Below are 12,610 nucleotides of genomic sequence, written 5' to 3'. Positions count from 1 at the left end.
CCCAGGGAACCGGCGGCGCCGCCGTGTGTGCGGGCTCGCTCGACTGCGCCCTGGCTCACTTCGTCGCCGTGGCCCCGGGGGCACCCGCTTCACCGCCGACCGCGCGGACCGCCGGGCGAACGTGGCCGCATTCGACGAGCGGCGGAGGCAGGCGCGCGAGGGATGGGCGAGCGGGAAGTGGGGTGTCGGGATATCGACCGATTTGCTCGGTATCGCGACGACGTCCGGCTCGTTGGGCAGCGCATGAAGCAGCTCAGACGGCGTCGCTGGATCTGGTCCCCCATCACCTCCTGGCAGGCCAGGCGACTGGCCCGGGTGGCCGGAGTGGCCTTCGACGACGCCTGGGTCGAGATCAGGCTGACCACCCATCCGGACGAGCGGCATTTCGCCCTCGCCCACGACGTGCTCACCCAGGTCCTCCTCACCCGCGGCGCCGTCTGCCCGGAGGAGGCGCTGAGGTGCGCGCCGGACGGCGGGACGCGGTACGTACCCGAGGCCGGGACGCGGTACGCGCCGCACGAGGGGTCCCGGCCCCGCTACGCACCGGACGGGGGGTCCCGGTACGGGCCCGGGGCCGGGCTGCGGTCCCCGGACGGGCAGGGGCGGCCGCGTGACGGCTCGCTCAGACCGTGACCGGCGCGCCTGCCCGCGCCTCCTCGCGGGCGAGGAGACGGCGGATGTCGCTCACCGCCGCCCGACCGGCCCGGTTGGCACCGATCGTCGAGGCCGACGGGCCGTAACCCACCAGGTGGACGCGCTCGTCCAGGACGGCACGGGTCCCCTCCAGCTGGATGCCCCCGCCCGGCCCCCGCAGGCGCAGCGGGGCCAGGTGGTCGATCACCGGCCGGAAGCCGGTCGCCCACAGGATCACGTCCGCCTCGACCGTGCGGCCGTCCGCCCAGACGGCCCCGGTCGGCGTGATCCGTTCGAACATCGGCTGCCGGTCCAGGACGCCGTTCGCGAGCCCCGCGCGGATGGCGTCGTTCAGCGGCAGCCCGGTCACCGAGACCACGCTGCGCGGCGGCAGCCCCTGCCGGACCCGCTCCTCGACCAGGGCGACGGCGGCGCGGCCCTCGGCCTCGCCGAAGGGGCCCTCGCGGAAGACCGGCTCGCGCCGGGTGACCCAGGTCGTCGCGGCGGCGTGGCCGGCGATCTCCAGGAGGTGCTGGGTGGCCGACGCGCCGCCGCCCACCACGATCACCCGCCGCCCGGCGAACGCCTCCGGCCCCGGGTAGCGGGTGGTGTGCAGCTGGACGCCCCGGAAGGTCTCCTGGCCGGGGTAGCGCGGCCAGAACGGCCGGTCCCAGGTGCCGGTGGCGTTGATCAGCGCACGGGCCGCGTACACCCCCTCCGAGGTCTCCACCCGCAGCCTCCCGCCCTCGCCCTCCCGGACGGCGGCCACGTCCACGGGCCGGTGCACGCGCAGACCGAAGGTCCGCTCGTACGTGTCGAAATAGCCGCCGATCACCTCGGAGGAGGGCCGGGCGGGATCCGCCCCGGTCAGCTCCATGCCCGGCAGGGAGTGCATCCCGTGCACCTTGCCGTAGGTCAGCGAGGGCCAGCGGAACTGCCAGGCCCCGCCGGGGCGCGGCGCGTGGTCGAGGACGACGAAGTCCCGGTCCGGCTCCAGACCGACCCGTCGCAGGTGGAAGGCGGCGGAGAGCCCCGCCTGCCCGGCGCCGATCACGATGACGTCCACCGCCCGGACCGCTGCTTCGACCACAGAATCGTTCACGTTTCTACCAACGGGGGTGGGGCCCGGGATCTTCCCGGACCCCACCCCCGTCCGCCGGGCGGTGTTCTGCCCGTCGCCTTCGGAGCGTGGAGGGCTCCCCGGCCCGGCCCGAAGGGAAGGGACTAGCGTCCGCCCCCGATCCCCGCCACGCCGGCCAGCAGGGGCGACGCCGGGACCGTGGTCAGCAGGCCGCGCTCCGCGAGCAGCGGGGTGACGCCCTCGCCGAACCAGTACGCCTCCTCCAGATGCGGGTAGCCGGAGAGCACGAAGTGCTCCACGCCCAGGTCGTGGTACTCCTCGACACGGTCGGCCACGTCCGCGTGGCTGCCGACCAGCGCCGTACCGGCCCCGCCCCGGACGAGCCCCACGCCCGCCCACAGGTTCGGGGCGATCTCCAGCCGGTCCCGGTCCAGCGCGCCGCCCCGGTGGAGGGCGAGCATCCGCTGCTGGCCCACCGACTCGCTGCGGCCGAGCAGCGCCTGCGCCGCCGCGACCGTCCCGGCGTCCAGGTCGGCCAGCAGCCGCTCGGCCGTCGCCCACGCCTCGCGGGAGGTGTCGCGCGAGATCGTGTGCAGCCGGATGCCGAAGCGCACGGTCCGGCCGCGCTCCTCGGCGAGCCGGCGGATCCAGTCGATCTTCTCCTTCACCTGCCACGGCGGCTCGCCCCAGGTGAGGTAGACGTCCGCGTGCTCGGCGGCGACGGGACCGGCCGCCGGGGACGAGCCGCCGAAGAAGAGCTCCGGCAGCGGGTCCGGCGGCAGCGCGGTGAGCCCGCCCTCCACCTGGAAGTGCTCGCCCCGGAAGTCGTACGGGCGTCCGCTCCACACACCCCGCACGATCGACAGGAACTCGGAGGTCCGCGCGTACCGCTGGTCGTGGTCCAGGTGGTCGCCGAACCGCCGCTGCTCGACGGAGTCCCCGCCGGTCACCACGTTCAGCAGCAGCCGGCCGCGGGTGATCCGCTGGTAGGTCGCCGCCATCTGCGCGGCGAGCACCGGGGAGATCACCCCCGGCCGGAACGCCACCAGGAACTTCAGCCGCTCGGTGTGCTGCGCCAGCGCGACCGTCGTCAGCCAGGCGTCCTCGCACCACGTGCCGGTCGGCGTCAGCACGGCCTCGAAGCCGAGCCGCTCGGCCGCCTTGGCGATCTGCGCCAGGTACTCGATGTCGGGAGCGCGGACCCCGGCGGCGGCGCCCGAACGGTTCCGGGTGATCCCGCCGTCGGTGTAGGCGTGCCGGTCGACGAGGGTGCGCCCGTCGCCGCCGGTCGGCAGGAACCAGTGCAGGTGGACCGTCATGGGTCAGTCGTCCTTTCCGTAGGAGCGCGCCGGGGTGGTCGACGGCGGCAGGTCCTTGTCGAAGCGGTTGTCCACGAAGTCGGCGAAGCGGAACCGGTTCGGGATGAGGCCGAGCCCGGCGAACGTGTCGGCGATCTTCTGCTCGGAGGCGATCGCCGCCTCGTCGAGGGCGACCGGGATGCGGGTGCCATTGCTGCGCTTCACGGCGGCGAGCGCCACCTCGTACGGCAGCCCCGTCTCCTTCGCCCAGACCTTCGCCCACTCCTCCGGGTGCGCGAACACCCAGCCCTGGGCGCGCCGCAGCCGCTCGACGAAGTCGCCGACGGCCTTCGACTTCTCGGCGTCCGCGAGCGCGGCCGGCGCGGCGACCTGGAAACCGAGGCCGTTGACGAGGCCCCGCCCGTCGGTGAGGACCCGGCCCGAACCGCTGTGCAGCACCTGGGAGGTGTACGGGTCCCAGACCGCCCACGCGTCGACCTTGCCGCTGGTGAAGGCGGCGAGCGCGTCGGCCGGCTGCAAGAGGGTGACCTGGACGTCCTTCAGCGTCAGCCCGGCCTTCTCCAGCGAGCCGATCAGCTGGAAGTGCGCCGAACTGCCCTGCGCCACCGCGACCTTCCTCCCCTTCAGGTCACGGGCCGACCGGAGCGGCGAGTCCTTCGGCACGAGGATGGCCTCGCCCGCCGAGTCGCCGTGGGTCGCGGCGATCACGGTGATCTTCGAGCCGGCGCCGGCGGCGAAGACCGGTGGGGTGTTGCCGACGCCGCCGATGTCGACGGCGCCCGCGTTGATGGCTTCGAGGAGGGGTGGCCCGGAGGTGAACGTGGACCATTTCACCCGGTACGGCAGATCGTCGAGCTCCCCGGCGGCGCGCAGGACGGCCTCGGCGCCGCCCTTCTGGTCGCCGACGTTCAGGACGAGATCGCCCTTGCCGTCGGTGCTCCCGCCGGCGTCGGCGCCGGAGGCGGGCGTGCAGGCGGTCGCGGCGAGCAGCGCGAGCGGCAGGAGCAGCGCGGCGGAGAGGGTGCGTCGGAGGGACTTCACAGGGGACTCCTAGGGGTGGGTGGCCGCGGCGGGAACGCGGGTGGGGGAGGAGGCGGGGGCGGACTCGGGGACGGCGGCCGGGTCGGGGGCAGGGTCGGGGGCCGGGGCGCGGGACTCCGGCGGCCCGGCCTCCCGGCCCTTTCCGTCCTCGGCGTCCCCGGCGTCGTGGCCCTCCTCGACGCCGAGTTCGGCGAGGAGGCGGCCGCGGAGGGCGGCGAAGGCGGGGTCGGCGGGGGAGCGGGGCCGGTCGAGCGCGACCGGGGTGTCGTACGCGATGACGCCGTCGCGCATCACCAGTGCCCGGTCCGCGAGGAGCAGCGCCTCGTCCACGTCGTGGGTGACCAGGAGCACGGTGCAGCCGCGCCGGCGCCAGAGTTCGGCGACGAGCCGCTGGGCCTTGATCCGGGTCAGCGCGTCGAGCGCGCCGAACGGCTCGTCGAGCAGCAGCAGGTCCGGGTCGCGTACCAACGCCCGTGCCAGAGAGGCGCGTTGGGCCTCACCGCCGGAGAGGGTCTTGGGCCAGACGTTCGCCCGGTGGCCGAGCCCGACCTCCTCCAGGGCGCGGTCGGCCACGGCCCGGTCGGGACGGCCGGGCAGGCCGAGGAGCACATTGCGCCAGACCCGCTTCCACGGCATCAGCCGAGGGGCCTGGAAGGCGACCGCGCGGCGGCGCGGCACGAGCACGGTGCCGGAGATCTCCCGGTCGAGCCCGGCGAGCACCCGCAGCAGGGTGGACTTGCCGCAGCCGCTGTGCCCGAGCAGCGCGGTGAACTGCCCCGGTTCCAGGGTGAGATCGAGCCCGTCGACGACCGGACGGCCGTCGAAGGAACGGGTGAGCCCTCGGACGGTCACTGTCCGGTGAAGGTCGGTCGCCATTGCAGCAGCAGCCTTTCGAGAGTGCGGACGACGGCGTCGGCGAGCAGGCCGAGGAAGGCGTAGACGACGAGGCAGACGACGATCACGTCGGTGCGGAAGAACTCCCGCGCCTGGTTCATCAGGAAGCCGATCCCGGCGTCGGCGTTGATGGACTCGCCGAAGACGAGGGCGAGCCACGCGGTGGCGAGCGCGTACCGCAGCCCGGTCATCGCGCCCGGGAGCGCGCCGGGCAGCACCACGTGCCGCACGAGCCCCCACCGCCCGAGCCCCAACGACTGCCCCGCCTCGACGAGTTGGGCATCGACGCCGCGGATCCCGGCATACACGTTCAGATAGAGGTGGAAGGCGGTCCCCAGCGCGATCAGGGCGACCTTCGGCGCCTCGCCGATGCCCAGCCAGATGATCAGCAGCGGGATCAGTCCCACCCAGGGGACGGTGCGCAGCATCTGCACCGTCGCGTCGACGAGGTCCTCACCGAGCCGGGAGAGTCCGGACAGCAGGGCGAGCGTGACGCCCACGGCCCCGCCGATCAGCAGTCCGGCCGCCACCCGCTGGAGCGAGACCCCCATCGCGGTCGGCAGGGTGCCGTCGGCGACCAGGCCGGCGGCGGACCGCGCGATCGTCCCGGGCGAGGCGAGCACCTCGGGGGCGAGCACCCCGGTGGCGCTCGACACCTGCCACAGCAGCAGGAGCAGCACGGGCCCGACGGCCCGCCGCAGCCAGCGCGGCACGGTGGTCCGGCGCCCGGGGCGGCGGGTGGGGGTGAGCGATTCGACATCCGGAATAAGCGATATATCCGGCAGAAGGGATGCGGGGGGTGGGGGCGCGTGACCGACGGCCATGACGGAACTCCGGTGGGAGGGGGAAGAGGGGTACGCGTCGACGTCACCGCACGCGGAAGGCACACGCGTACGGCGAGAGGATCAGAGCGTCAGGAAGGGGACCCGGCCCGACGGGCGGACCAGAGGGAAGAAGGCGTCAGCAGCCGCGGGAACAGGTGGCGGAGGCCACCCGCAGCAGGTCGATGTGACCGCGCGTGGTGAGCAGGGCTGTACGCAACATGGCGCGAACGTAGCGACCCGCGGCCGACACGGTCAACGGTGTCTCGGAGCGTGGACGGGCGATCCTGCGCCTCGGACGGCAGGATGACCCCATGTCACACTCTTTCACCACCCGCGTCATCGGCCTCACCACCGGCGCCAGCGAGACGGTCACCGACCTCACCAAGGTCTGCGAGGACTTCCTGACGGAGACGGCCACGGGCCGTGACGGCCTCCTCAACCTCTTCGTCCCCCACGCCACCGCCGGCCTCGCCGTCCTGGAGACCGGCGCCGGCAGCGACAGCGACCTCCTCTCCACCCTCCACCACCTGCTCCCCGCCGACGACCGCTGGCAGCACCGCCACGGCACCCCCGGCCACGGCCGCGACCACGTCCTCCCCGCCTTCCTCCCGCCCCACGCGACCCTTCCCGTCGTGGCGGGCCGCCTCTCCCTGGGCACCTGGCAGTCGGTCTGCCTGGTCGACACGAACGTCGACAACCCGGAGCGGCAGGTGCGGCTCAGCTTCCTGGGGTGACCGGGGGCGGCGGGTGCGCTCGCGCTCACCGGGTGCGTCGGGGGCGGCCGCCCGACGCCTCCTGGCGGATCGTCACAGGCTGAGGGCGTCCTCGGGGTTGTCGGTCCACGGGGTGACGGAGTTTCCGGGGGACACGTTCAGGCCGGGCGTGGCGGCCGTGAGCGGGGTCTGCTCCAGGTCGGAGTCGGTGGTCATGGTCATCGCGATCGAGGAGACCGTCCGGCTCCCGGGGCCCTTGGGACCGCCCATGAGCCCCGCGTAGGCGGATCGGCCCGGGGCGAGACGGATGGCCTCCTCGATGCCGGGGGCCGTGCCGCGTTCCGTCGCGTGTCCGTCCAGGTCGCCGAAGGTCACGACGGGGTGGCCGAGCACCCGGCACGGCTTGGCGGTCCTGTTGGTGATCTTCAGCAGGTAGCTGCTGGTGGTGGGCTCGGCCAGGCTCGCGGTGAACGTCACGTCGTGGGTGCCGCACGGGAAGACGGCGTGGTCCGGGTCGGCCGTCGGCGAGGGGGGTGCGGGGGGCGCCGTCGGCGTGACGGGCTTCGTCGGCGCGGCCGGCGGGGTGGACACCGGAGGCTCGGCGGGGGCGGTCGGTGACGGGGGCGTCGTCGGCGAGACCGGTGTCGCCGGGGTCGCGGAGGCGGACGGGGGCGCGGTCGGCGTCGCGGGTCGGTCCGCGGCGGCGTCCTCGGAGGGACCGCAGGCGGTCAGGGCCAGCGCGGAGACGGAGACGAGGACGGCGGCGGCTCTGCGGACGACGGCACTCATGGCGGTACTCCCCCCGACGACAGCGCACCGGCTGCGCTGTGACGGGATTCAGGTTCGCGCCCGGGTTTCACGGTTCGGTGACGGCGTCTCGCCGAATCCACCACGGTTCGTCCCAGGGGCACCGCCGAAGGCCGGCGAACCCGGGGCCGGCGGGCCGGGCGGGCCGGGCGGGGCGGGCCGCCCTCCTTCGCGTCGTGGCGGAGCCGTCTCAGGCACCGCCGTTCCCGGACGCGCCCGGCCGGAGGGGCGCCGCCGTCGGGGCCGGCGGCGCCCCCGGCCGCCGCGCGCCGCTACGGCGACGTGGTGCGGCCGGGCGAGCGGAGGACGAGGAGGGTGATCTCGCTGGGGGCGAAGACGCGGAAGGGCGGGCCCCAGAAACCGGTGCCGCGGCTGGTGTAGAGGAGGGTGCGCGAGCCGTGGCGGCTGAGGCCGGCGACGGTCGGCTGGTCGAGGCGGACCAGGTAGTGGAACGGCCAGATCTGGCCGCCGTGGGTGTGGCCGGAGAGCTGGAGGTCGACGCCGTGGGCCGCCGCGCGGTCGACGAACGCGGGCTGATGGGCGAGGAGCAGGACCGGCAGGCCGGGGTCGGCGCCGTCGAGGGCGCCGTCGAGGTGGGCGCGGTGGCCCGCGAGCCCGGAGGACTCGGCGGTGACGTCGTCGACGCCGGCGACCACGAGGGTGTCGCCGCCGCGTTCGAGCAGCAGGTGGCGGTTGCGCAGCGGCTCCCAGCCCAGTTCGTCCATCAGGTCGACCCAGCCCTGGGCCTCGCTGTAGTACTCGTGGTTCCCGGTGACGTAGACCCGGGCGCGGGTCGCCCGCACGGTGCCCAGGGGCGCGGCCTGGGCGCGGCGGCGTTCGGCCGTGCCGTCCGCGATGTCGCCGGTGTGGCAGACCAGGTCGGCGTCCAGGGTGTTCACCGTCTCGCAGACCCGGGCCGACCAGCGGGCGCGGTCGAGCGGACCGTAGTGGGTGTCGGTGATCAGGGCGACGCGGGTGCCGTCCAACCCGGCCCCCAGACGCGGGAGTTCCACGTCGAGCCGGCGCACGCGCGGCACGCGCCGGGCCTCGGTGTACCCCCAGGCGAGCAGCACGGCGGCGACGCCGAGGACGGCCCAGGTGACGATGCGCGCCCGTTCCTGTCCGTCGCCGACGCCGGCGACGGACAGGGCGGGCCGCAGCAGGACGCCGAGCAGGACGGACCAGGTGAACAGGACCCAGACGGCGCCCAGCAGCGTGTCCCCGACGATCGCCGCCCGGTCCTGCTGGCGCCGGCCGTGACCCCGCGCCATCGCGAGCGGCATGCCGACCAGGCCGAGGACGGACAGGGCCGTGCCGAGCAGCGTGACGGGGAGCGGCCAGTGCTGGCCGGTGTGCAGGAGCACCCAGCACGGCACGGCCCACAGGAGGACGGGGGCGACCAGGGGGACGAAGCGCATCAGGCGCCGCAGCCGGCTCCGTGGTTCCCCGTGTGTCTCACTGGCGGCGGATCGGGTGTTGCCGGTCTCGGTCACGCTTCCCCTCCTGAGGTGCTGTCCGGCGGATCGTGCCCGTGACGGGACGGGACGAGCAGGACGTGGCGGTACGGGGCGGAGCCGGGTGGTGGCCGCGGCACCGTGGTCGTACCGACCACCCACCCGCGGCCCCGGCCCGGGTCCACGGCTCGGGTCCACGGCCCGATCCGCGTCCCGGATCCGCCGTCCGCACCGCTCCCCGCTCCCCGCTCCCGCTCCGGCCTCGGCTGCCGGACTCTCTTGGACAGCCCATTGTCCGCCGTCGCGGAACCGGTCGCCCCCCGGGCCCGGACCCGCGCCCGTGACAGGCTCCGGGCCCGCGGACGGCCCGCTCCCGGGGCGTTAGCGACACGTAAGCGGTACGGCAGTGCCGGCGCGGAGTCTGTGCTCGGCAACGACCGAACGCTTGACGGGGAGACGGGGAGACGGGGAGACGGGGAGGCCGAGGGGTGCGCCGAGGGTGACGGCCCAGGTCGCGGTCCCGGCCCGGCGAGCGCGGCCGAGGCCGGTGCTCCACGGCCGCGGAGCCGCGTCCCGGGCCCGTGCGGCGGGCGCGCCCTCCGCACGGGCGGGAGCAGGTCCGCCGGGGGAGGGTTCCCGGTCGCCGGCCCGCACCTCCCTCGGCCCGGCCCGCTCCGCCCCACGAGTCCCCCTCCGGGAAGGATGCACCTTGCGAACAACCTCCGCCGCACGACGAACGAGCAGAGGGGCCGGGTTCCGTGACCGGATCGCCCGGCTCCTCGCCGGCGTCCTGGCCATCGGCGCGCTGAGCGTCTTCATCGTCGTCGTGGACGCGGCACCCGCCTCGGCCGCGCCCACCCCGGCGGTGCGCTACTACGTGCAGAGCATCGTCAACGGCAACAACCTCTCCGGGTCCGCGGTCTACCCCATCGAGGTCCCGCTCGACGACCCGCTGACCACCCGTCCCCCGAAGGGCGACGAGGACAACCAGCAGTGGGAGTTCCGGGGGCTCGCCAACGGCGCGTACGAGATCGCCCTCGCCGGCGGCGGGGCCTGCGCGGGCCGCGACGGCGACTTCGTCCGGCTGCTGGGCTGCGGCGGCGCCGACACCGAGTGGTCGCTGTCGCCCGTCGGCGGCGACCGCTACCTGATCCACCGCCCCTCGGACGGCCGGCGCCTGACGGTGAACCCCGGCAACATCCACCAGGACGTCACGATCACGGGCAGCGCCACCACCGACACCGTCTGGTACCTCACCCCGGCCGATCCGGTACGGAGCCCGATGCCGGCGGCCTCGGAGCGGACCTTCGACCAGATGACGTACCTGACCACGCACAACTCCATGAGCAACACCGAGCAGGACGCCGGGCACATCATCGCGCCCAACCAGCCGCACAGCATCCAGACCCAGCTGAACGACGGCGTCCGGGGCCTGATGGTCGACGTCTACGACCAGGAGGGCCGGATCGTCCTCTGCCACAAGCCCGACTGCTCGACCGCGACCCGGCAGGCCATGACGGTCCCGATGGGCGAGATCGGGTCGTTCCTGCGGAGCCGTCCCGGCGAGATCGTGACGATCTTCATGGAGGACCACGTCTCCGGGGACCAGCTGCGCGCGGCGCTCGGCGGCCTGCTCGGCGTGCGGAACGCCGAGGGCGCCGTCACCACCGCCGGAACCCTCTCGGACCTGGTCTTCGACCCGCGCGAGTGGAAGGTGAAGGAGAACGGCTGGCCCAGGGTCCAGGACATGATCGCCCGCAACAACCGGCTGGTGATGTTCAGCCAGGGAGGCGACAAGGAGTCGCTGGGCATCATGAACGACGACGAGTGGACGGTCGAGAACTACTGGTCCATGGGCCCCGGCCTCGGCTCCTCCGACTGGACCTGCCGGACCCGCTGGGACAACGTCCCGCTGAGCACCCAGGGGTACGCCACCGGGGTCACCGGGGAGCCGACGAGGTTCCGGCCCCTGTTCGTCATGAACCACTTCCGTGACGTGGCGATGGACCCGACGTACAAGAACGACAACGAGAAGCTGCAGAACCGGGCGGAGCGGTTCTGCATGCCGGCCGCCCGCAAGAAGCCCAACTTCCTCGCCGTCGACCAGTACCGCGACGGAAACCCCATGGCGGCCGTCACCGCCCTCAACGGCTACACCTACCGCGGCGAGCCCGTCTCCGGCCCGGCCCCCGCGCCGCCGCCCGGCCCGACCCCGCTGCCGACCCCGGTGCCGGGCGACCCGCAGTGGAAGGTCCCGCGGCTGGCCGTCATGCCGCTGGGCGACTCGATCACCCTGGGCGTCGGGAGCAGCACCCGGGACGGCTACCGGCCGGACCTGTGGAACAAGCTCCAGGGCCACGGGAACACCGTCGACTTCGTGGGCTCGCTGAGCGGCGGCACCCTGCCGGACACCGACCACGAGGGCCACTCCGGCTGGTTCATCGGCGGGATCCACGACAACGTCGGGTCATGGCTGTACCGGGCCCGGCCCAACGTGGTGACGCTGAAGATCGGCACCAACGACATCAACAAGAACGTCGACGTGGCGAACGCGCCGGCCCGGCTGAAGGCCCTCGTCGACCGGATCCGCGCCTCGGCCCCGGGGATCACCGTGGTCGTCGCCACCATCGTCCCGAACGCCGACGGCGCCGCGCAGGCCCGGGTCGTCACCTACAACAACGCCGTCCGCGCCCTGGTGTCGGACTACCAGGCCCAGGGCGCGCACGTCGAGCTGGCCGACACCTCGGCCGTGACCACGGCCGACCTGAGCGACGGCCTGCACCCGAACAACGCCGGCTACGCCAAGATCGCGACGGCGTTCCACGACGCCGTCGCCCGGGCCGCGGGCAAGGGCTGGATCGTCGAGAACGTCGTCGTCAAGCCCGCCCTGCCCGAGGCGACCACCGTCGCCGACTCCGACGTCGACCTCGACGGGGACGGCCGCGCCGACTACCTGGTCGTCGGTCCCAACGGCAGCACCCGCGCCTTCCTCAACAAGGCGGGCGCGAACGGGGCGATCGCCTGGACCGACCTCGGGTCCGTCGCGACCGGCTCGTCCTCGTGGACCGGCAACCAGGTCCGCTTCGCCGACATGGACGGGGACGGCCGCAGCGACTACCTCGTCGTCGGCGCCAACGGCAGCACCCAGGCGCTGCTGAACCGCGCGGGCGCGAACGGCTCGATCTCCTGGTCCAACATCGGCTCCATCGCCACCGGTTCGGCCGCCTGGACCGGCGGTCAGGTGCGCTTCGCCGACATCGACGGGGACGGCCGCGGCGACTACCTCGTGGTCGGTGCCAACGGCAGCGTCCACGCCTACCGCAACGCGGGCACCGGAACGACCGTGAAGTGGGAGGACCTCGGCTTCATCGCCGCGGGCTCGGCGGGCTGGACCGACTCCCAGGTCCGCTTCTCCGACTACGACGGGGACCGCAGGGCCGACTACCTGGTGATCGGCGACAACGGCAGCGCCCGGGTGCTGCTGAACAAGGGCGGCGACGGCCACGGCGGCTGGTCCGACCAGGGCACCGTCGCCACCGGTTCGTCCTCCTGGACGGGCCCGCAGGTCCGGATGACCGACCTCGACGCCGACGGCCGCGCCGACTACGTGATCGTCGGCGCCAACGGCAGCCTCCGTGCGTACCTCAACCGGAACGGCTGGGCCGACCAGGGCGTCATCGCCACCGGCTCCGCCGGCTGGACGGCCGCCCAGATCCACATCTGACGGATCCGCCCCGGAGACGCGCTCCGCCCCCGGCCGCAGCGGCCGGGGGGGGGGCGCCGCCCGTGACGACCCCCACCGCCGGACCTGCGTGAGGATACCCTGAAGGTCCCCGACGAAACC

10 protein-coding genes are annotated in these 12,610 nt (G+C 74.2%); 3 read left to right on the top strand and 7 right to left on the bottom strand.

Annotated features, from left to right (window positions below; translation table 11 throughout):
• Positions 1-243: 243 nt before the first annotated feature.
• The gene (locus ACFVU3_RS25975; RefSeq protein WP_390069781.1) at positions 244-633 is read left to right on the top strand and encodes a hypothetical protein; all 390 of its coding nucleotides are present in this window, start codon (positions 244-246) and stop codon (positions 631-633) included.
• Here the strand turns inward: ACFVU3_RS25975 and ACFVU3_RS25970 are convergent.
• From ACFVU3_RS25970 to ACFVU3_RS25950, 5 genes are all read right to left on the bottom strand, one after another.
• A complete protein-coding gene (locus ACFVU3_RS25970) occupies positions 623-1,735 on the bottom strand; it encodes an NAD(P)-binding domain-containing protein (RefSeq protein ID WP_390069779.1) in 1,113 nt (370 codons plus the stop codon). The two genes, ACFVU3_RS25975 and ACFVU3_RS25970, sit on opposite strands and share 11 nt — an antisense overlap.
• A 122-nt stretch (positions 1,736-1,857) precedes the next feature.
• Positions 1,858-3,033 (bottom strand): LLM class flavin-dependent oxidoreductase, encoded by a 1,176-nt coding sequence (locus ACFVU3_RS25965; protein ID WP_390069777.1) that lies wholly within the window; start codon positions 3,031-3,033, stop codon positions 1,858-1,860.
• Positions 3,034-3,036: 3 nt separating this feature from the next.
• Entirely contained in the window at positions 3,037-4,074 is a 1,038-nt protein-coding gene (locus tag ACFVU3_RS25960; RefSeq protein ID WP_390069775.1) for an ABC transporter substrate-binding protein, read from the bottom strand.
• A gap of 9 nt (positions 4,075-4,083) precedes the next feature.
• Positions 4,084-4,950, bottom strand: coding sequence for an ABC transporter ATP-binding protein (locus ACFVU3_RS25955; protein ID WP_390069773.1), 867 nt, complete (start codon positions 4,948-4,950; stop codon positions 4,084-4,086).
• A complete protein-coding gene (locus ACFVU3_RS25950) occupies positions 4,923-5,792 on the bottom strand; it encodes an ABC transporter permease (protein WP_390069771.1) in 870 nt (289 codons plus the stop codon). Before ACFVU3_RS25950 ends, ACFVU3_RS25955 begins: the two co-directional genes overlap by 28 nt.
• A gap of 311 nt (positions 5,793-6,103) precedes the next feature.
• Between ACFVU3_RS25950 and ACFVU3_RS25945 the strand changes: the two genes are divergently transcribed.
• Positions 6,104-6,526, top strand: coding sequence for a YjbQ family protein (locus ACFVU3_RS25945; protein WP_390069769.1), 423 nt, complete (start codon positions 6,104-6,106; stop codon positions 6,524-6,526).
• A 72-nt stretch (positions 6,527-6,598) separates the two neighbouring features.
• Here ACFVU3_RS25945 and ACFVU3_RS25940 read toward each other — a convergent pair whose 3' ends face one another.
• On the bottom strand, positions 6,599-7,294 hold the full coding sequence (locus tag ACFVU3_RS25940; protein WP_390069767.1) for a DUF4232 domain-containing protein: 696 nt from the start codon (positions 7,292-7,294) through the stop codon (positions 6,599-6,601).
• A gap of 290 nt (positions 7,295-7,584) precedes the next feature.
• Complete coding sequence (locus ACFVU3_RS25935; protein ID WP_390069765.1) at positions 7,585-8,805, bottom strand: metallophosphoesterase; 1,221 nt, start codon at positions 8,803-8,805, stop codon at positions 7,585-7,587.
• Between the two features lie 670 nt (positions 8,806-9,475).
• Between ACFVU3_RS25935 and ACFVU3_RS25930 the strand changes: the two genes are divergently transcribed.
• On the top strand, positions 9,476-12,490 hold the full coding sequence (locus tag ACFVU3_RS25930; RefSeq protein ID WP_390069763.1) for an FG-GAP-like repeat-containing protein: 3,015 nt from the start codon (positions 9,476-9,478) through the stop codon (positions 12,488-12,490).
• The last annotated feature ends 120 nt before the right edge of the window (positions 12,491-12,610 follow it).

Source organism: Streptomyces sp. NPDC058052, assembly GCF_042885515.1.
In the GTDB taxonomy this organism is placed as follows: Bacteria; Actinomycetota; Actinomycetes; order Streptomycetales; family Streptomycetaceae; genus Streptomyces.
Note: the sequence above shows the minus strand (reverse complement) of the source record. Positions and strands in the feature narration are given on the sequence as shown.

What these genes read in the sequence shown, in the direction of transcription:
- ACFVU3_RS25955 (WP_390069773.1), bottom strand. Translation starts at nt 4,950, where the DNA reads ATGGCGACCGACCTTCACCGGACAGTGACCGTCCGAGGGCTCACCCGT.
- ACFVU3_RS25950 (WP_390069771.1), bottom strand. Translation starts at nt 5,792, where the DNA reads ATGGCCGTCGGTCACGCGCCCCCACCCCCCGCATCCCTTCTGCCGGAT.
- ACFVU3_RS25945 (WP_390069769.1), top strand. Translation starts at nt 6,104, where the DNA reads ATGTCACACTCTTTCACCACCCGCGTCATCGGCCTCACCACCGGCGCC.
- ACFVU3_RS25940 (WP_390069767.1), bottom strand. Translation starts at nt 7,294, where the DNA reads ATGAGTGCCGTCGTCCGCAGAGCCGCCGCCGTCCTCGTCTCCGTCTCC.
- ACFVU3_RS25965 (WP_390069777.1), bottom strand. Translation starts at nt 3,033, where the DNA reads ATGACGGTCCACCTGCACTGGTTCCTGCCGACCGGCGGCGACGGGCGC.
- ACFVU3_RS25975 (WP_390069781.1), top strand. Translation starts at nt 244, where the DNA reads ATGAAGCAGCTCAGACGGCGTCGCTGGATCTGGTCCCCCATCACCTCC.